General features: G+C 69.6%; 21 protein-coding genes, 4 tRNA genes and 1 rRNA gene. 25 read left to right on the top strand and 1 reads right to left on the bottom strand.

The genetic code is table 11. The features are described 5' to 3' along the window. Positions 1-82 precede the first annotated feature (82 nt). The 14 genes from nusA to murI all read left to right on the top strand — a co-directional run bounded on the left by nusA (position 83) and on the right by murI (position 13411). Complete coding sequence (gene nusA / locus VNE60_07420) at positions 83-1444, top strand: transcription termination factor NusA (GenBank protein ID HVB31331.1); 1362 nt, start codon at positions 83-85, stop codon at positions 1442-1444. Further along, positions 1441-1773: a ribosomal L7Ae/L30e/S12e/Gadd45 family protein gene (locus VNE60_07415; GenBank protein ID HVB31330.1), complete on the top strand. Its 333-nt coding sequence runs from the start codon at positions 1441-1443 to the stop codon at positions 1771-1773. The genes nusA and VNE60_07415 overlap by 4 nt, the downstream gene beginning before the upstream one ends. Before the next feature lie 9 nt (positions 1774-1782). Then, positions 1783-4590 carry a translation initiation factor IF-2 gene (gene infB / locus VNE60_07410; protein HVB31329.1) on the top strand — a complete coding sequence of 936 codons (2808 nt, stop codon included), beginning with the start codon at positions 1783-1785 and terminating at the stop codon, positions 4588-4590. Between the two features lie 51 nt (positions 4591-4641). Then, positions 4642-5022 carry a 30S ribosome-binding factor RbfA gene (gene rbfA, locus VNE60_07405; GenBank protein ID HVB31328.1) on the top strand — a complete coding sequence of 127 codons (381 nt, stop codon included), beginning with the start codon at positions 4642-4644 and terminating at the stop codon, positions 5020-5022. Continuing rightward, positions 5003-5863, top strand: a complete 861-nt coding sequence (truB, locus tag VNE60_07400) for a tRNA pseudouridine(55) synthase TruB (GenBank protein ID HVB31327.1) — start codon at positions 5003-5005, stop codon at positions 5861-5863. Before rbfA ends, truB begins: the two co-directional genes overlap by 20 nt. Further along, a complete protein-coding gene (locus tag VNE60_07395) occupies positions 5856-6779 on the top strand; it encodes a bifunctional riboflavin kinase/FAD synthetase (GenBank protein HVB31326.1) in 924 nt (307 codons plus the stop codon). Before truB ends, VNE60_07395 begins: the two co-directional genes overlap by 8 nt. 60 nt (positions 6780-6839) lie before the next feature. After that, the gene (secD, locus tag VNE60_07390) at positions 6840-8531 is read left to right on the top strand and encodes a protein translocase subunit SecD (protein ID HVB31325.1); all 1692 of its coding nucleotides are present in this window, start codon (positions 6840-6842) and stop codon (positions 8529-8531) included. Then, positions 8532-9542 (top strand): protein translocase subunit SecF, encoded by a 1011-nt coding sequence (secF, locus tag VNE60_07385; protein HVB31324.1) that lies wholly within the window; start codon positions 8532-8534, stop codon positions 9540-9542. It abuts the gene before it with no gap. Between the two features lie 42 nt (positions 9543-9584). Beyond that, complete coding sequence (locus VNE60_07380; GenBank protein ID HVB31323.1) at positions 9585-10373, top strand: TatD family hydrolase; 789 nt, start codon at positions 9585-9587, stop codon at positions 10371-10373. A 76-nt stretch (positions 10374-10449) separates the two neighbouring features. Next, positions 10450-10830 carry a RidA family protein gene (locus tag VNE60_07375; protein ID HVB31322.1) on the top strand — a complete coding sequence of 127 codons (381 nt, stop codon included), beginning with the start codon at positions 10450-10452 and terminating at the stop codon, positions 10828-10830. Between the two features lie 3 nt (positions 10831-10833). Further along, positions 10834-11877, top strand: coding sequence for a selenide, water dikinase SelD (gene selD / locus VNE60_07370; protein HVB31321.1), 1044 nt, complete (start codon positions 10834-10836; stop codon positions 11875-11877). Positions 11878-11881: 4 nt separating this feature from the next. Beyond that, positions 11882-11978 (top strand) — tRNA-Sec (locus tag VNE60_07365). Between the two features lie 45 nt (positions 11979-12023). Continuing rightward, complete coding sequence (locus VNE60_07360; protein HVB31320.1) at positions 12024-12611, top strand: hypothetical protein; 588 nt, start codon at positions 12024-12026, stop codon at positions 12609-12611. After that, the gene (gene murI / locus VNE60_07355) at positions 12608-13411 is read left to right on the top strand and encodes a glutamate racemase (GenBank protein HVB31319.1); all 804 of its coding nucleotides are present in this window, start codon (positions 12608-12610) and stop codon (positions 13409-13411) included. The genes VNE60_07360 and murI overlap by 4 nt, the downstream gene beginning before the upstream one ends. Here the strand turns inward: murI and VNE60_07350 are convergent. Continuing rightward, a complete protein-coding gene (locus tag VNE60_07350; protein ID HVB31318.1) occupies positions 13340-14131 on the bottom strand; it encodes a UDP-2,3-diacylglucosamine diphosphatase in 792 nt (263 codons plus the stop codon). The two genes, murI and VNE60_07350, sit on opposite strands and share 72 nt — an antisense overlap. A 109-nt stretch (positions 14132-14240) precedes the next feature. Here VNE60_07350 and VNE60_07345 point away from each other — a divergent pair, with 109 nt between their 5' ends. The 11 genes from VNE60_07345 to VNE60_07295 all read left to right on the top strand — a co-directional run. Beyond that, positions 14241-14648 carry a thioesterase family protein gene (locus tag VNE60_07345; GenBank protein HVB31317.1) on the top strand — a complete coding sequence of 136 codons (408 nt, stop codon included), beginning with the start codon at positions 14241-14243 and terminating at the stop codon, positions 14646-14648. Further along, a complete protein-coding gene (locus VNE60_07340) occupies positions 14623-15273 on the top strand; it encodes a hypothetical protein (protein ID HVB31316.1) in 651 nt (216 codons plus the stop codon). The genes VNE60_07345 and VNE60_07340 overlap by 26 nt, the downstream gene beginning before the upstream one ends. 34 nt (positions 15274-15307) lie before the next feature. Further along, positions 15308-15751, top strand: a complete 444-nt coding sequence (lptE, locus tag VNE60_07335; protein HVB31315.1) for an LPS assembly lipoprotein LptE — start codon at positions 15308-15310, stop codon at positions 15749-15751. Continuing rightward, positions 15745-16104: a hypothetical protein gene (locus VNE60_07330; GenBank protein HVB31314.1), complete on the top strand. Its 360-nt coding sequence runs from the start codon at positions 15745-15747 to the stop codon at positions 16102-16104. The genes lptE and VNE60_07330 overlap by 7 nt, the downstream gene beginning before the upstream one ends. Continuing rightward, a complete protein-coding gene (rfaE2, locus tag VNE60_07325) occupies positions 16101-16580 on the top strand; it encodes a D-glycero-beta-D-manno-heptose 1-phosphate adenylyltransferase (protein ID HVB31313.1) in 480 nt (159 codons plus the stop codon). The genes VNE60_07330 and rfaE2 overlap by 4 nt, the downstream gene beginning before the upstream one ends. Further along, on the top strand, positions 16573-17301 hold the full coding sequence (rph, locus tag VNE60_07320) for a ribonuclease PH (protein HVB31312.1): 729 nt from the start codon (positions 16573-16575) through the stop codon (positions 17299-17301). The genes rfaE2 and rph overlap by 8 nt, the downstream gene beginning before the upstream one ends. Next, a complete protein-coding gene (locus VNE60_07315; protein HVB31311.1) occupies positions 17298-17921 on the top strand; it encodes a non-canonical purine NTP pyrophosphatase in 624 nt (207 codons plus the stop codon). Before rph ends, VNE60_07315 begins: the two co-directional genes overlap by 4 nt. Positions 17922-17956: 35 nt before the next feature. After that, positions 17957-18030, top strand: a tRNA-Pro gene (locus tag VNE60_07310). Between the two features lie 45 nt (positions 18031-18075). Next, positions 18076-18152: transfer RNA gene (locus VNE60_07305), tRNA-Arg, on the top strand. A 19-nt stretch (positions 18153-18171) separates the two neighbouring features. Beyond that, positions 18172-18244: transfer RNA gene (locus VNE60_07300), tRNA-Lys, on the top strand. A 296-nt stretch (positions 18245-18540) separates the two neighbouring features. Then, positions 18541-18930 (top strand): 16S ribosomal RNA (locus tag VNE60_07295); the annotation flags it as partial.

Genomic DNA, 18930 nt, shown 5'->3' with positions numbered 1-18930 from the left:
CATCGCGGGGACAACCAACGGTGGTCGGCGCGAGTCGCCGGCCCATCACGAGGATGCGTGGATGGTAAGCTCAGCAGAGATCTTGGCCGCATTCCGCGAGGTGTCCAGCACCAAGCAGCTCGATCGCGCGGAACTCTACGGGCTCCTCCAGGACGGCATCATGGCGGCGCTCGCGAAGAAATACGGCGCCAATGTGCAGGCTGAGGTCACGATCGATGACGCCAAGGGCGACATCAAGATCGTCCTCCTCAAGACCGTGGTCGACGTGGTCGAGGATTCGAGCCGCGAGATCGCGGTCGAGGACGCCCGCGTGTACGACGAGGAATTCGACGCCGGCGACGTGCTCGAAGAACCCGTCGATTTCGCCGTGTTCGGCCGGGCGGCGGTGCAGGCGGCCAAGCAGCGCATCATCCAGCGGGTTCGCGAGGGCGAGCGCACCCGCATCCGCGACGAGTTCTCCTCGCGCGTCGGCGAGCTCCTGTCCGGCGAGGTGCAGCAGATCGAGCGCGGCAAGCTCGTGATCATGCTCAACAAGTTCCGCGAGGCGGAGGCCATCGTTCCGTATCGCGAGCAGAATCACCGCGAGCACTTCCATCAGGGAGAGCCCGTGCGGGCCGTCCTCAAGAAGGTGGAGGAGACCCCCAAGGGACCGCGCCTCATCCTGAGCCGCGCCGACGCGCTGTTCGTCAAGGCCCTGTTCAAGCTCGAGGTGCCCGAGATCCAGCAGGGGATCGTCGACATCAAGGCCACCGCCCGCGAGGTCGGCAGCCGCACCAAGATCGCCGTGTTCTCCCGGGACGACGCCATCGATCCCGTGGGCGCCTGCGTGGGCCTCAAGGGCTCGCGCGTGCAGGCCGTGGTCAACGAGTTGGGCGGCGAGCGCATCGATATCGTGCCCTGGTCGCCGGATCCGGAGCGGTTCGCCAAGCTCGCGCTCGCGCCGGCCCGCGTGGCCCGCGTGTTCAGCGACGCCGTGACCAAGACCATCCAGGCGGTGGTCGACGAGGATCAACTCTCCCTCGCCATCGGACGCAATGGGCAGAACGTGCGCCTGGCGTCCGAACTCACCGGCTGGAAGATCGATCTGTACTCCAGCCGCGAATGGCTCGAACGCGGCGGTGAGGGCGCGATCTTCGCGCCCCTGCCCGAAGAGAGCGACGTGGCCGACGTGCCGCTGTCGGAGATCGAAGGCATGCCGCCGGCGACGGTCGCCATCCTCGAGGAGGCGGGCTATCGTACGCTCAACGACATCATCGATCTCGAGCGCGACGATTTTCTTCGGCTCACCGGCATCACGCTCGACGACGCGGACCGCCTGATGGCGATCCTCGCCGAGTTGACCACGGAAGAGGGCCCCGCCGACGAGGCGGCCCCGGGAGATTCGCCGGCGGAGGGCAAGGGCGAAGACCAGGCGCCGCCCTCGGACGGCGCCTCGCCCGCGTGACGCCTGATCAGGCGCGGCGGGTGCTCGGCCTCGTCGGGCTGGGCCTCCGCTCGCGAAACGCGGTGGTTGGGGTGGAGCAGGTGCGGGGGGCGGCAAAGAGGGGAACGCTGGCGCTGGCCCTGGTGGCGAGCGACGCGTCGGAGAATAGCTTGGCCAAGCTGGTGCCGCTCCTCCGCGGGCGGCGCGTGAAAATGGTCGAAGGACTCGCGGCGGCGCAGTTGGGGGCCGTCACGGGGCGGACGCTGACGGCGGCGGTCGGAATCATCGACCACCAGCTCGCCAGGGGTATTCTTGGTGTGGTGAACTCGGACTCTCCGGAGTCCACTTAGGAGGCTGGATTGAGCAAGCTTCGCGTACACGACTTGGCTGGCGAGTTCGGGATTCCTGCTGACGAAGTGGTTGGTCTGCTTCGTCAAATGGACGTGCCCGTGCGCAGCCATTTGAGTTTGCTCACCGACGACCAGGTCGCACGGCTCCGCGCGCGCTGGGAACGGGAGAAGCGAGTGCGCGCCGAGCGCAAGGATGCGCCCGCCGCCCCGTCGCGCCGCCGCCGCACGGCCGCCGCCGACACGCCGCCTGACGCCGCCGCCGCACCAAAGGCGGCTCCCAAGCCCGCGAAGGCGCCCAAGGCGACCCACGCCAAGCCGCCGGCCGCCGCTCCCGCCGAAGCCGCTCCGGTCGCTGAAGAGCCGGCCGCCGCCGGCGCGCCCGTCCGGCGCCGCCGCAAGGCAGCGGACGTCGCCGCCGCCGCCGCCGAGGCTGCCGTCAAGGCCGCCGAGGAAGAAGCCGCCGCCGAGGCCGCCGCTGCGGCGGACGCTGCCGCGAAGCTCGCCGCCGAGGCCGCGATCGAGCTGGAAGAGGCGCAGTACGAAGAGATGCCGGAAGTCGAGGCCCCCGAAGCATTCACGGGCTCCGACGAGATGGCGGAGACGGCGGCCGCCGAAGAACCGATGACGCATATGGAATCGCGCTCGGCGCCGCAGCGGCCCGAGGGTGGAGCGCCGTCGGGGCGCGAGCGCCCGCGTCCGCGGCCGGTCACGCCCGGGGCCCCGCGTCCGCGGTCCGGGGGCGGCGGCTCGTCGTTCATGCCGCCGCGTCCCGTCGCGTCGGCCGCGCCCGGTGGCGGGATCGCCGCGCCGCCGCGGCGCGAGGACAAGGGACAGGCCAAGCCCGGTGGCGGCGCCCCCGATCGGACCCGCCGCAAGAAGGGTCGCCGGGGCACCGTGGACCAGGGGGCGGTGGACGCCAACATCTCCAAGACGATGGCGGCCATGCGCGGCGCCCCGTCGCGGCGCTCGTCGAGCGACGCCCGCCGCGGTCACCGCGAGGAGGCCGAGGCCGCGCGCGTGGCGGAGGCCGAGCGCGAGAAGCGGCTCGTGCGCGTCAACGAGTTCATCACGGTGAGCGAGCTCGCCCAGATCCTCAAGGTGCCGGCCACGGAGATCGTGTCGTTCGCCTTCAAGAACCTGGGGCTGATGATCACCATCAACCAGCGACTCGACTTCGATCAGATCGAACTCATCGCCGGCGAATTCGGCTTCCAGGCCGTCCGCGAGGACGCCTATCAGGCCGAGGATGTGGCAGCCCAGCCCGCCGACCGGCCCGAGGATCTCGTGTCGCGTCCTCCCGTGGTCACCATCATGGGCCACGTCGACCACGGCAAGACGTCGCTCCTGGATTTCATCCGGCGCGCCAACGTCGTGGCCGGCGAATCGGGCGGTATCACGCAGCACATCGGCGCCTACCACGTGTCGCTGCCCAACCGCAAGTCCATCACGTTCCTGGACACGCCGGGCCACGAGGCGTTCACCGCCATGCGCGCCCGAGGCGCGCAGGTCACCGACATCGTGGTGCTGGTCGTGGCCGCCGACGACGCCGTGATGCCGCAGACTATCGAAGCGATCTCGCACGCCAGGAATGCCGGCGTGCCGATGATCGTCGCCATCAACAAGGTCGATCTCCCGCAGGCCAACCCCGCGAAGGTCAAGCAGGACCTGCTGCAGCAGGGCGTGGTGCTCGAGGAGTTCGGCGGCCAGACGCTGTCCAGCGAGATCTCGGCCAAGAAGGGCACCAACATCGAAACACTGCTCGACCAGATCCTGCTGCAGGCGGAGATCCTCGACCTCAAGGCCAACCCCAGCAAGAGCGCCACCGGGTCGGTGGTCGAGGCCCAGCTCGATCCGGGCAAGGGCCCGGTCGCGACGGTGCTCATCCAGAGCGGCACGCTCCACGTGGGCGATCACTTCATCTGCGGCATGCATTCGGGCCGTGTGCGCGCCCTGCTCGACGAGCGCGGCAATGTGGTCAAGGACGCCGGGCCGGCGATTCCGGTGCAGGTTCTCGGTGTCGAAGGCGTGCCGATGGCAGGCGATCAGCTGCTCGTGGTGGACGATGCGTCCGCCGCGCGTGAGATCGCGCAGCGCCGGCAGCGGCTCGATCGCGAAGCCAAGAGCCGGCGCACGTCGCGCGGCGTGTCGCTCGAGGACTTCATCGAGCACGCGGCGAGCGGTGAACGACGCACGCTCCGCATCCTCATCAAGGCCGACCAGGGCGGCCCGGCCGAAGCGCTGGCCGACGCCCTCCAGCAGCTCTCCACCGGCGAGGTCCAGGTCGAGGTCGTGCACCGCGGCGTGGGTGCCATCTCGGAGAGCGACATCCTGCTCGCCAAGGCGTCGGGGGCCATCATCATCGGCTTCCACGTGCGACCGGACAACAACGCCCGTACCGCCGCCGAGCGCGAGGGCGTGGACATCAAGCTGTACCGCATCATCTACGAGGCCGTGGCCGACGTGCGCGCCGCCCTCGAGGGCATGCTGCGTCCCGAACGGCGCGAGGTGGTGTTCGGCGAAGCCGAGGCGCGCGAGATCTTCAAGGTGTCGCGCATCGGAACCATCGCTGGCTGCTACGTCCGCAGCGGCGTGATCAATCGGCAGGGCCGCGTCCGCGTCATTCGCGACGGCGTCGAGATCTACGACGGCGCGATCTCCTCGCTGCGCCGTTTCAAGGACGACGTGCGGGAAGTGAAGGACGGCTTCGAGTGCGGCATCGGCATCGAGAACTTCAACGATATCAAGGTGGGAGACGTGATCGAGTGCTACCGGACCGAGGAGATTGCGCGGTCCCTTGGCTCGTCGCCCGCCACCTGATCGGTCGCCGCGCGTGGCGCTGCCGCGCGCGGGGACGGGGTATGAGTGCCAATGAGCGCAGACAATCGACGGCCGGACCGTGTCGCGGAAGCCATCCGCGAAGTCGTGGCCATGTTCCTGGCCGAAGGCGTGAAGGACCCGCGTGTGGTCGGGCTGGTGACGGTCACCGGCGTCGACGTGACGCGTGACCTGCGCCACGCCAAGGTGTTCGTGAGCATCATGGGCTCGGAGGCCGAGCGCGCGGCCACGGTCGAGGGGCTGGACAGCCTCGCGCCCCACCTTCGCTCCCGCGTCGGCCGCGCGCTCCAGCTCCGGCTGGCGCCGGAAATCACGTTCAAGCTCGACGAGAGCATCGCCCGCGCCGCCCGCATCGAGTCGCTCCTCGCCAAGGTTCGCGAAGGAAAGCCGGTGGATGGAGCCCAGGACGACTGACGGCCTGCTGCTCGTCGACAAACCCGCCGGCATGACCTCACACGACGTCGTGGCGGTGGTGCGTCGGGCCTTCGAACAGCCGCGCGTGGGGCACGCCGGCACCCTCGACCCCTTCGCCACCGGCCTGCTCGTCCTCCTCATGGGCCGCGGCACCCGCCTCGTGCCGTACCTCGACGCCGAGCCCAAGGTGTACGAGGCGACCATCCGCTTCGGCGCCGAGACCGACTCCGACGATGCCACCGGCGCCGTCGTGCGCGAGGCGCCGGCGCCGTCGGCGGCGGCGGTCGATGCCGCCCTGGCCGGAATGGTCGGAGATCTCGAACAGCGCCCGCCGGCCTACTCCGCCAAGCAGGTCAAGGGCGTGCGCGCCTACGCCGCCGCCCGGCGCGGCCGCCCCCTGGACCTCGCTCCCGTGCTGGTGCGCGTGCACATGTGGACCGTGCGCGCGCGCCGCGGCGACGATCTGGACGTCACGGTGTCGTGTGGCGGCGGCACCTACGTGCGCGCCCTCGCCCGCGACCTCGGCATCGCCGCCGGCAGCGCCGCGCACCTCGTGGCCCTGCGCCGCATTCGTGCCGGCCGGTTCGACGTCGCCGACGCGGCCTCGCTCGATGCGGTGCGGCAGGGAACGGCCGCCGTCCGTCCGCTGCGCGACGCCGTGGCCCAGCTTCCCGAGCAGCCGCTGGCCGCCGACGAACTGCCCTTCGTGGCGCACGGGCGCGCCATCCCGGCCCGAGTGCCCGGCGACCGCGCGGCCCTCACCGCCAACGGCGATCTCGTCGCGGTCGCCTTCCGCGACGACGACCGCTGGCAGCCCAGAGTGGTGCTGCTGGATGGCTGAGGTCCGTTCGGCGCTCCCGCCCAACGTCACCGGCGCGGTGATCACGGTGGGCACCTTCGACGGCGTGCATCGCGGCCACCAGCACGTCCTCGCCCGCCTGCGCGAGCGCGCCGCGGAACTCGGGCTCCCGTCGTTGGTCGTCACCTTCGAGCCGCATCCCCTGGAGATCCTCCAGCCGGCCTCCGCCCCCGACCGCCTCACGGTGCGCGAGGAGAAGCTGCTCGAACTGGCCGGCTGCGGGGTGGACTACGTGGCCGAGATACCGTTCACGCGGGCGTTCGCGGCCCTGAGCGCCGAGGCGTTCATTCGCGACGTCCTCGTGGGGCGCTACCGGCTGCGCGCCCTGCTCATCGGCCACGACCATGGATTCGGCCACGGCCGGGAAGGCGACGCCGAGTTGGTGGAGCGGATCGCCAGGACGTCGGGCTTCACGGCCGAGGTCGTCGACGAGGTGACGCTGCTCAACGGGGAGCGCGTGTCGTCGAGCGTGATCCGCGATGCCGTGCGGTCCGGCGATCTCGCCGGCGCCGTCCGGGGGCTTGGCCGGCCCTACGAGGCGCTCGGACGCGTGGTCGCTGGGGCGGGGCGGGGGCGCCTGCTGGGGTTCCCCACCATCAACCTGGCCCTCCCCTCACCGCGCAAGCTACTGCCCCCGGTGGGCGTGTATGCGGTGCGCATCGCGAGCGCCGCCGGCACGCTGGGCGGCATGCTGAACCTCGGTCCCCGTCCCACCTTCGGCGACGACGCGATCGCGCTGGAAGCGCACCTGTTCGAGGCCGGCGGGGACTGGTACGGCCGTCCGGTGGCGGTGGAGTTCGTGGCTCGGCTCCGGGACACGCTAAAGTTCAGTGGTCCCGAAGCGCTGGTCGCACAGCTGAAAATCGACGCGCAAAGTGCCCGTCGTGCGTTGACGTAGTTCTGCCTGCTGGATAGCCTTATAGGTTCCGGGTAAACTCATTTCTCCCACCGAAGTCGCATGTCCAACCTGAAGTATCGCCTCCTGACCATCGCCGCCTTGTGCCTGATGTCCATCTGGGCGCTGGTGCCGCGTAATGAGACGGTGCAGTATCGTGGGGCCGACGGCATCCTCCACGACACCACCGAGCGCCACGTTCCGCTTCGTAAGGGCCTCGATCTGCAGGGCGGCATCCACCTGACGCTCGAGATCGATCAGTCCAAGCAGGCGATCCCGGCCAGCAAGGTGGCTGACGCGATCGACCGCGCCCTCAAGACCGTCCGAACCCGCATCGAGGGATTCGGCGTGTCGGAATCGGTGGTCCAGAAGGTGGGCAACGACCGCATCATGGTCGAGATCCCGGGCTACGACGATCCGCAGCGCGCCGAGAACATCGTCAAGAAGCAGGCCTTCCTCGAGTTCCTGATCACCGACAAGACCAAGGCGCTCGAGAAGGTGCTGCCGCGCTTCGATCAGATCATCAAGGACGCGGGCGGGGCCGTGGCTGCCGGCAAACCGGTGGCCGGCGCCAAGCCTGCCGCGCCCGCGGGCCTGCAGGGCCTGCTCACCGGCGGTGATACCACCAAGGGGGCCGCCGCCAAGAAGGACACGGCCGGGAAGAAGAGCGACACCACCAACGTCGATTCGCTCGGCGCCAACGCGGCGGGCGCGTTCTCCGGCGCCATCTCCCAGGGCGGGATGCCCGGGGAATACTTCGTGGCGTTCGACAAGGTCCCCGCGGTCGAGGGCTGGCTCCAGCTGCCCGCCATCCAGGCGGCGATGCCGCCGGGCAAGCGGATTCTCTGGGGCACCGACTCCACGAACATGGGATCGCAGTGGTACAAGGCGCTCTACGTCACCGATGCCACGCCGATCATCACCGGCGATTACCTCACCGACGCGCGTCCTACGCAGTCCCCCACCGACGGTACGGTGGTGGAGTTCACCCTCAACAACGAGGGCGGACGGCGGTTCCGCAACGAGACCGGCAAGCACGTGAACGACTACATGGCGATCGTGCTCGATGATCGCGTCATGGGTCGGCCGCCGGTCATCCAGTCGGCCATCGGGACGCGGGGGCAGATCACCATGGGCGGCAAGGATCTCGCCGCCGCGCAGGATCTGGCGCTCGTCCTGCGGGCCGGCGCGCTCCCCGTGCCGCTTCGCGTGGCCGAGACGCGCGTCATCGGGCCGTCGCTGGGCCAGGACTCCATCAACAAGGGATTCCGCGCCGGGCTCATCGCCGTCATCGCGATCGTGCTCATCCTCACCATCTACTACCGGTTCTCGGGGTTGCTCGCCGTGGGCGGCCTCGCGTTGTACGTGTTGTTCACGCTCGCCACGTTGGCCGGTTTCAACGCCGTGCTCACGTTGCCCGGGTTGGCCGGCATGGTGCTGTCCATCGGCATCGCCGTGGATGCAAACGTGCTGATCTTCGAGCGCATTCGTGAAGAGCTCGACCGCGGCAAGACGGTGCGCACCGCCATCGACGAGGGATTCCGCCACGCGATGCCGGCCATCATCGACTCCAACGTGTCGACCATCCTCACCGCCTCGGTGCTGTACCAGTGGGGCAGCGGCCCTGTGCGCGGGTTCGCGGTCACCCTGATCGCCGGTGTCGTGGCGTCCATGGTCGCGGCCATCTTCGTCGTGCGAACCTTCTTCCTCCTGTGGCTGAACCGCTCGCGCGGCGCCCAGACGTTGAGCATCTAAATGCTGCGCATTCTTCACGGCACCAGCTACGACTTCATCAAGTACTGGCGGCACGCCGCCATTGCCACGATCGCGTTCATCGTCATCGGACTCGCCGCGCTCGGCATTCGCGGGGCGCGGTACAGCATCGAATTCACGGGCGGCACGCTGATGCAGGTGCATTTCACCAAGCCGCCCCAGGCCGATGCCATCCGCCAGACGGTGGACCGGGCGGGGTTCTCGGGCTCCACCATCCAGCAGTTCGGCACGCTCAACGACTACACGATCAGCGCCCAGCCCAAGGGCCTGGCGAGCGGCGCCACGTCCGATTCGGCCGCGAGCGAGGTCAACGACAGCACGGCCCGGCAGATCGAGACCGCGCTCCACGCCCAGTTCGGCGATACGTCGCAGGTGAAGGTCCTCCGGTCCGAGTACGTCGGCCCCCGTGTGGGCGCCGAACTGCGCCGCAACGCGCTGGTCGCCGTCCTCATCTCGTTCCTCGTCACCCTGATCTATCTGGCCATCCGGTTCGAGTGGCGCTTCGGCGTCGCCGCCGTGGTCGCCACGGCGCACGACATCTTCACCACGCTGGCGTTCCTCGCCATGATGCGGCTGGAGATATCGCTCACCGTCGTCGCCGCGATCCTCACCGTGATCGGATACTCGCTCAACGACACGATCATCATCTTCGACCGCGTGCGCGAGAATCTCAAGAAGCAGCGCAAGGAATCGCTGTACGACGTGATGAACCGGTCGATCAACGAGACGCTGCCGCGCTCCATCCTCACCCACGTCACCACGCTCATCGCCACGCTGGCGCTGCTGTTCTTCGCCGGCGAGGTGATCCGTCCGTTCTCGTGGATCATGGCGTTCGGCATCTTCACCGGCACGTTCAGCTCCATCTACGTCGCCGGCGCGTTGCTCCTCTGGATCGAGGCCAAATGGCCGCGATCCCTCGAGGGACAGGGCGGGGCCGGCGTGTCGGCGCGGGCCGGGGCCGCCCAGGCCCGGCGACGCGAGGCCAGTCCCTGACGCTTCCGGAACCGCCGCGCATCCCGCGGCGGTTCTTCGTTCATGGCTCAATTCATCGACAGCCACTCGCATCTGGCCGATCCGGCCTTTGACGACGACCGCGCCGAGGTCATCGAGCGCGCGCGGCTCACCGGCGCGCGCGCCGTCGTCTGCATCGGCGAGTCCCTCGACGCGGCGGCGCGGTCGCGCGCGCTCGCCGCGCTGCACCCGGGGTTCCTCTATTTCACGGCCGGCGTCCACCCGCACGACGCGGCCGGCTTCGATCCCCTGCGCGACGCCTCGCGCATCGGCGACGAATGCGGGCGGGGCGCCGTGGCGATCGGCGAGTGCGGGCTCGACTATCACTACGAGCACTCGCCACGGGCCGAACAGCGCCGGGCGTTCGGTGCCCAGCTGGGCCTGGCCCGCGACCTGCGCAAACCGGTCGTCGTGCACACGCGCGAGGCCGAAGACGACACGCGGGCCATGATCCAGGAGGCCGGCTCCAGCGGTGTGCGCGGTGTCCTGCACTGCTTCACCGGATCGCACCGGCTGGCCGAAGCGGCGCTCGCCGTGGGCTGGTACGTGTCGTTCAGCGGCGTGGTGACGTTCAAGAAATGGGCCGACGACGCGCTCCTGCGCCTCGTGCCGGACGATCGGGTGCTCGTCGAGTCCGACGCGCCCTTCCTTGCGCCCGTGCCGCATCGCGGCAAGCGGAACGAGCCCGCGTGGGTCAGTCTGACGCTCGCCCGCGTGGCCCAGGCGCGCGGCGTCGAGCCGGAAGCCTTCGGCACGGTCGTGACGCGGAACGCGGAGCGACTGTTCGGCCTGGCGACGCACGATGCCGTCTGAGTAGGTTCCCGCGGATCGCATGCACGTCGACACACGCGCCGGCCTCGCGCCGGCTCACTCGCTGGAGAGCCCTCGAATGCCCAACACCATCCATACCGACAAGGCGCCGGCCGCGATCGGGCCCTACTCCCAGGGCGTGATCGCCAACGGCTTCCTGTTCACCGCCGGCCAGATCGCCATCGATCCCGCCACCGGTCAGGTGGTGGCCGGGGACGTCGTCGCCCAGACCGAGCGCGTGCTCGCCAATCTCAAGGCGATCCTCGAAGCCGCCGGCGCCACGTGGAACGATGTCGTCAAGACCACGGTATTCCTGCACGACATGAGCGACTTCCCGATGGTCAACGATGCGTACGCCCGCGCCCTCGGCGACGCGCGCCCCGCCCGCTCGACGGTCCAGGTGTCCGCGCTGCCGCGGAACGTGCTCGTCGAGATCGAAGCCGTCGTCGCCGTGAAGTAGCCCATGGGCACCGCCCCCGCCTCGGCGGAACTGCTCCGCCTCACCGGGTTCGCGCGCTGCGCCGGCTGCGCCGCGAAGCTCGGCCTGGGCGATCTCTCCGAGGCGCTGCAGGGCGTGCCACACCAGTCCGACCCGCGCCTCATCGTCGGACGCGAGACATTCGACGACGCCGGCGTCTTCCTGCTGTCTCCCGATCTGGCGCTCGTGCAGACCGTGGACTTCTTCGCGCCGATCGTCGACGATCCATACCTCTTCGGGCAGATCGCCGCCGCCAACGCGCTCTCCGACGTGTATGCCATGGGTGGCGAGCCGATCACCGCCCTCAACATCGTCGGATTCCCGGTCGGCACGTTGCCGCTCGAGGTGCTGGGGCAGATCCTCCGGGGGGGGCAGGACAAGGTGCACGAGGCCGGCGCGCTCGTCGTCGGCGGCCACACGATCATCGACGAGGAGTTGAAGTTCGGCGTCGCCGTCACCGGACGCGTGCACCCCGATCGGATGCTCACCAACGCCGCCGCCCGCCCCGGCGACCGGCTCGTGCTCACCAAGCCGCTCGGGACGGGCCTCCTCGCCACCGCGGAGAAGGCGGGCGCCTTGGGTGAGGCCGATGCCCGGACGTTCCACGACTCCATGCGGGCGCTCAACGCCGCCGCCAGCCGCGCCGCGCTCGACGTCGGCGCCAAGTGCGCCACCGACGTCACCGGGTTCGGTCTCCTCGGCCACGCGTCCCACATCGCCCGCGCGAGCGGGGTCACGCTCGAGATCGTCGCCGCTGCCGTGCCGGCTCTGCCCGGGGCGGTCGGCGCCTGGGAGCGCGGCATGCGCACGGGCGGGGCGGACCGCAACCTCTCGTACCTGCGCACCCGAACGGACTGGGGGGCCGCCACCGAGGTCCAACGGGCGCTGCTGCTCGACCCGCAGACCTCGGGAGGTCTGCTCGTCGCCGTGCCGGCGCACCGCTTGGACGACTATCTTTCCCGCGTACCGGGAGCCGTGGAGATCGGCGGCGTTCGTGCTGCCGGCCCTGTGGCGCTGGTCCTCGTGTGACGTGGGGAGTGGAGGAGGCCTGGTGGCTTCCGCAGTCTTCAAAACTGTTGCGACCTGACGATGTCGGGTTGGGTGGGTTCGATTCCCATGCACTCCCGCCAGCGAGAGCCCGGGGAAATTCGAGGAGCGTTCGTGTGCGGAATGCCGTGCGTGTCACGCTGATCCTGTCAGCCGCTCTGCTGGCCATGGCCGGGACCGCCCGGCGCGCCGGCGCGCAGAAGGCCGACACCCTGCGCCCGCCGCCGGCGGCCGCAGCCAAGCCGGCCGCCGATACCACCCAGGGTCCGCGCCGGGAACTCATGCCGCCGTTGTCGCCGGCCCGGTCGTTCGCGTACTCGTTCATCGTCCCGGGATACGCGCAGACCGTGCTCGGCCGTCCTCGCGCGTCGGCGCTGTTCATCGCCCTCGAAGCGATGTGCGTCACCATGCTGCGCCAGGCGCAGTTCGACCTGCGGCAGGCGCGCAATGCCGGTACCGATAGCATCGTCGTCTCCCGGTGGGACCCCGCCACGGGACAGAGCGGCGTCGTGATGCAGGCGTCGCCCTACAACAGCCAACTCATCCGCAGCCGGCGCGCCCACGTCGAGGACTGGATCGCCGTCCTCGTGGCCAACCATCTCTTCAGCGGGCTCGACGCCTACGTGTCGGCCAACCTCTGGGATCTGCCGGCTGAGCTCTCCGTGCACCCGACCAGCACCGGCACGAACGTCGGACTCACGCTGCACGTGCGATGAGTGATCCCGCCCCCATCGGAGTGTTCGACTCCGGCATCGGTGGCCTCACCGTGGTGCATGAACTCATGCGGCAGCTCCCGCATGAGAGCATCATCTACTTCGGCGACACGGCGCGCGTCCCGTACGGCAACAAGAGCCCGGAGACGGTGCAGCGGTACAGCCGCGAAATCGCCGACTTCCTGCAGCAGCGCGGGGTGAAGGCGATCGTCGTCGCCTGCAACACCGCCACCGCCCACGCCCTGCCGATGCTCCGTGCCGAGCGCGCCATTCCCGTGATCGGCGTCGTGGAGCCGGGCGCCCGGGCCGCCGTCGCCGCCAGCCGCTCGGGAGCCATCGGCGTCATCGGCACGGCCGGCACGGTGCGGTCGGGGGCGTACGACCGCGCGATCCACGCCCTGCGCCCCGATGCGCGGGTCACCGCGCAAGCGTGCCCGCTGTTCGTTCCCCTCGTCGAGGAGGGATGGACCGACCGCGACGCGACGCGGCTCGTGGCCCAGGAGTACCTGCGGCCGGTCGTGGGCCACCACGTGGACACGGTGGTGCTCGGCTGCACCCACTATCCGCTGCTCAAGCCGCTGCTCCACGAGGTGCTGGGCGCCGACGTGCGGCTCATCGACAGCGCCGAGGAAACGGCGGCCGAGACGGCGCGCGTGCTCCACGATCGTGGTCTGTCGGCACCGGACGGCGCAACGCCGCGGTACCACTTCGTGGCGTCCGACGAGCCGTCGCTATTCCTCGCCCTGGGACAGCGTTTTCTGGGCAGCGCGATCGACGACGTCGAGCGCCACCCCCTCGGCTGACCCGTCCCACCGGCGCAGTTCCACGCGCTCTGGCGTGACCCGTAGAAAGGTGGGCGCGTCGAGCCACGAGCCGGCGTTCGCGTATATCCCGCCGGTTGGCATTCGCTCCAGGGCAGGCACGTGGGAGTGGCCGAACACGAGCAGGTCCAGCGAAGGATCGGCAGCGAGCCGGTGTTCCGCCACCTGCCGCAGCCCGCGGCCGCCGTCCCGCGCGGCGTACGAGCGGCTGGCGTGCGAACTGCCGCCCGCCAGCGCCGTGGCCCAGTCCGGGTGGATCCACCGGAAGGCCCGGATCGCCAGTGGGTTGCGCAGCACCGCGCGCAACGCGCGGTACCGGCGGTCCTCACGGTCGCGCAGCCCGTCGCCGTGCTCGATGCACGCCCGCCAGCCCGCCACTTCGCCGCGCCACGGCCCCAACTGGAAGTCGACGCCGGCGTCGGCGCGCAGGATCTCGCCGCCCCAGCAGTCGTGATTGCCGCCGATCATCAGCACCGGCACGCCGTCGTCGGTGAGATCGGCGATGGCGCTGAGCACGCGGAACCCCGCCCGCGGCATCACCCGCCGCCATTCGAACCAGAATTCGAACAGGTCGCCGTTGATCACCACCGATCCGGCCCGTCCACGCAGATCCCGCAGGAATCCCCGGAGCTGGCGCTCCACGTCCGCGGGGGCGAACCCGAGATGGATATCCGAGAAGATGTAGCAGGGCGAGGCGAGCACGCGCTCATTCTAGCCTCGGCGCCGCGTCTTTACAAACCCGACCCGCGCTCTATTCTTCGCGCCAGATGACCCCGCGTCCCGCATCCGGCGCGCCCCGCGCCTCGCGTTCATGAGCCACGTGCAGCTGAGCGAACTCCGTGTGCGCTACGCGGAGTCCGACCAGATGGGCGTCGTGTACCACGCCAACTATCTCGTCTGGTGCGAGATCGGCCGTACCGACTTCATCCGCCAGTTCGGGATCAGCTACGCCGAACTCGAGCGGCGCGGGGTGGCGCTGGCCGTGTCAGACGCGGCGCTGCGCTTCCACGCCGCGGCGCGGTACGACGATCGGATTCGCGTCGAGACGCGCTTGACCGACGTCCGGTCGCGGGCCGTCGCGTTCGAGTACCTGATCGTGAATGCCGATACCGGCCAGCGCCTGGTCACCGCCAGCACCACGCTCGTCGCGCTCGACCGCGCGGGGCGTCCCACGGCGCTGCCCACCGAATTTCGTGCCCAGCTGCAGGCGGCGCGGTAACCGCCTGGCGCTGCTCGCCTCCCTGCTCGTCGCGGGGGGATGCGCGCCGCGCCTCGCGCCGCTGCGCGGCGCGCCGGCGCCGGTCCGCTTTCCGCGCGCCGACCTCGGCGCCGGCCACCGCAAGCTCGTCTTCCACTGGGAACTCGAGGACGGCGACCTCGTGGCGCGCGGAGAAGGGGCCGCCCGGATCGCGCCCCCCGACAGCGTGCGGCTCGACCTGTTCCTGGCTGGGGGGATGGGCGGCGCCGCCGCGGTGCTCATCGACGGCGACCTGCGCCTGCCCGGGGGCCGTGCCGCCATGCGGTTCGTCCCGCCGGCCCCCCTCCTATGGGCGGCGCTCGGCCGGCTGGCCGTCCCCCCGCTCGCCGACACGGTGGCTCGGATGGACGGGTCGGTCCTCCGCGCCGACATCGGAACGCCCGTGCAGTGGCGGGTCACGTTCGAGGGGGGACAGCTGCGGCGCCTCGAACGCGTGGCCGGCGGGCGGGTACAGGAATGGGTCACGCGCACGCCGGACGGGCATATCCGCTATCATAGTGAAAGTGACCGGCGCACCCTTGATCTCGTCATCACAAGGTCTGATGAGACCGCACCGTTTGATCCCACGCTCTGGACGTTTCCTTAGTGTCCTCGCCCTCGCCGCTGTCGCGGGGTGCGCGGTGCATTACGGGTTCTCGCAGGGCGCCTTCCCGCCGAACATCAAGACGATGGCCGTGCTCCCGTTCGATAATCAGACCGCCTCGCCCGACGTCCAGCGTGAGCTGTTCGACGCCATGCGCAGCGAGCTGCAGAAGCGGCTCGGGGTGCGTGAGGCGCCGGAGACGCGCGCCGACGCGATCGTGCGCGGCACGATCACGGGGTACGAAGCCGACGTGCCCGTCTCGTTCAGCGCCAATCCGGCCCAGACCGTCTCGGCCCGGCGCCGGCTGCAGATCACGCTCGACGTCGAGATCGTCGATCAGACCACCGGCAAGACGCTCTGGTCGCGCAAGGGGCTCAGCGCGTCGGGCGAATATGCCGAGCGCGCCGAGATCGACGGGCGCAAGCTCGCCATCCAGCATATCGTGGACGACATCGTCGACGGAGCGCAGTCGCAATGGTGAGGATCCGGGCGGGACGCAGCTCGCTGGGCTGCCTGTTCACGCTGCTCATCGTGTCGGCGGCGATCTACTTCGGCCTCAACGTCGGCGAGGCGTACTGGACCTTCTACCAGTACGAAGACGCGATGAAGCAGGAGTTGAAGTTCAACGGCGTCCGGCCCGACTCGCTCATCCTGGCGCATCTCTGGATACAGGCGGATTCGCTGGGGCTTCCCGAGGATGCCAAGGAACTGTCGATCGACCGCGATCCCCGCACGCGGATCATCCGCGTGTCGGCCGACTACACCGAACAGATCGAGTTGCCGCTCACCGTGCGTGTGATGTCGTTCCATCCGCACGCCGAGGATACGTATTGAGCGACGCCGGCGCTCCGCTCGACCGGATCATGTCGTGGGACCAGGCGCGCCGGTGGCGGCGGAGCACATCCGGCAGGGTCGTGTTCACCAACGGCGTGTTCGACCTGGTGCACCCCGGGCACGTGGATCTGCTGCTCGGCGCGCGGCGCCTCGGGGACGCGCTCGTGGTCGGACTCAACACCGACGCGTCGGTGCGCCGCCTCAAGGGTCCGGCGCGCCCCGTGCGCAGCGAGCAGGAGCGGGCGTACGTGCTCGCCGCGCTCGCCATGGTCGACGCCGTGGTGCTGTTTGACCAGGACACGCCGCTCGAACTGATCCGGGCGCTCGCGCCCGACGTGCTCGTGAAGGGCGGCGACTACACCGAGGCGACGATCGTCGGCGCCCCCGAGGTTCGCGCGCGCGGAGGCGACGTGGTCGTCATTCCGCTCACGCCGGGCCAATCCACCACTTCCATCATCGAGAAACTCCGTGGCTGACCGTTCCGTGCCCACTCGCACCACGCGCGCCGACGCCGATCTGCGCGTCGTGACCCTGGCGCGGGGCGCCGCCCCGTACGCCGAGGGATCCTGCCTCGCGGCGTTCGGCGATACGCGCGTGCTCTGCACGGCGTCGGTGGAGGACGGCGTGCCGGGCTGGCGCAAGGGAAGTGGGCAGGGCTGGCTCACGGCGGAATACGCGATGCTCCCCCGCGCCACGCATACGCGCACGTCGCGCGAACGTGCGCAGTTGGGTGGGCGTACGCAGGAGATCCAGCGGCTCATCGGGCGCAGCGTGCGGGCGATGCTCGGCGGGTTCTCGTTCGGCGAATACACGGTGCGCATCGATTGCGACGTGCTGCAGGCCGACGGTGGCACGCGCACGGCGGCGATCACCGGCGCGTGCGTCGCCGTGGTCGACGCGTTCGCGTGGATGGTGTCCAGCGGCCGGCTGGCCGAGTCGCCGGTGCGGCACCGCGTCGCCGCGGTGAGCGTGGGCCTCGTGGGCGGCGTGCCGCGGCTCGATCTCGAATACGTCGAGGACGTGGTGGCGGACGTGGACATGAACGTCGTGATGAGCAGCGCCGGCGAGTTCGTGGAAGTGCAGGGCACCGGCGAACGCACCACGTTCAGTCGCTCCCAGCTGGACGCGTTGCTGGAGCTGGCCGAGCAGGGCATCCGGCGGCTCGACGCCGCCCAGCGCGTCGCGCTCGGCGTGTGAGCGAGCGCGTGGTGCTGCTGGCCACGCGGAGCGCCGGGAAATTGCGCGAGCTGCGGCCGATGTTCGCGGCGGCGGGATTCGCGGTGCGCGATCTGGCCGAGGCGGGGATTCCTGAGGCCGCGGAGGAGGACGCGCTGGAGGCGTTCGCGACGTTCGAGGAGAACGCGCGCGCCAAGGCGCGGCATTTCTTCGTGAAGGGGGGTGGGCTGCCCGTGGTGGCCGACGACTCGGGGCTCGAGGTGGCGGCCCTCGGCGGGGCGCCGGGCGTGCACAGCAAGCGCTGGAGCGGGCGGGCGGACCTTCGGGGCGAGGCGCTCGATGCGGCGAACAACGCGCTGCTGTTGGAACGTCTCCGGGGGCAGCGCGATCGGCGGGCGCGGTACGTGTGCGTGGCGGCGTACTGGGACGGGACGCGGGAGCGGCTGGCGCGTGGTGAAGTGACGGGGCGCATTGCCGACGCGCGCGTGGAGGGCGGGGAGGGATTCGGGTACGATCCGTACTTCGTGAGCGACGAGTTGGGGCGTGCGTTTTCGGAGGTGTCGCGGGAGGAGAAGGCGCGGGTGAGCCATCGTGGCCGCGCGGTCGCGGCGCTGTTGAAATCACTCGTCGCGTGCGGTTGACTGGCGTGGGGGTGGCGCGTAGAATTATGGGCTCACGGGGCGTAGCGTAGCCTGGTATCGCGCCTGCTTTGGGAGCAGGAGGTCCCCGGTTCAAATCCGGGCGCCCCGACCTGACGGAGGCTCGAGCGGTGCGCGGGTCTTTGTTGCGAACGAAGCGCCAGTAGCTCAGTTGGATAGAGCAACAGCCTTCTAAGCTGTAGGTCGGGGGTTCGATTCCCTCCTGGCGCACCACGCGGAATCGAGTTGCGATGCGCCGTTAGCTCAATTGGCAGAGCAAGTGACTCTTAATCACTAGGTTGTAGGTTCGATTCCTACACGGCGCATGAGAAGGCTGGCAGCGCGGGTCGCGCGAGGCGACCGGATCGAAGAAAGAGGCTGAGAAAGTTGTTTCAAACTCTTGACTAACGATAGCGATGCTGGTTATGATTGAAGGCTGTCGCTGACAAGGCGACAAACAAGCTGATTGACAATTGAATTGGGAAGATGGATGTGCGAGGCGAACTCATTGAGCCGGTCCCGTTCAGGGGCACCGGGGAGAGTTCAAACTGAACATTCTGTGATTCGGACACGCTGTCTACGCGACAGCGTGGGCAGCGTATTCGAGAGAGCTATTTCGAACTCATTGGAGAGTTTGATCCTGGCTCAGGACGAACGCTGGCGGCGTGCTTAACACATGCAAGTCACGGGGGCCCGCAAGGGCAACCGGCGAACGGGTGCGTAACACGTGAGCAACCTGCCGCGCTCTGGGGGATAGCCGGCCCAACGGCCGGGTAATACCGCATATTCTCTTTGGTCGGCATCGACCGAAGAGGAAACCTCCGGGGGAGCGCGAGGGGCTCGCGGCCTATCAGCTAGTTGGTGAGGTCAAGGCTCACCAAGGCGACGACGGGTAGCTGGTCTGAGAGGATGGCCAGCCACATTGGGACTGAGATACGGCCCAGACTCCTACGGGAGGCAGCAGTGGGGAATCTTGCGCAATGGCCGAAAGGCTGACGCAGCGACGCCGCGT

This window comes from Gemmatimonadaceae bacterium (assembly GCA_035533755.1).
In the GTDB taxonomy this organism is placed as follows: domain Bacteria; phylum Gemmatimonadota; class Gemmatimonadetes; order Gemmatimonadales; family Gemmatimonadaceae; genus JAGWRI01.
The sequence above is the reverse complement of the archived record's forward strand: the minus strand, read 5'-3'. Positions and strand labels throughout refer to the sequence as shown.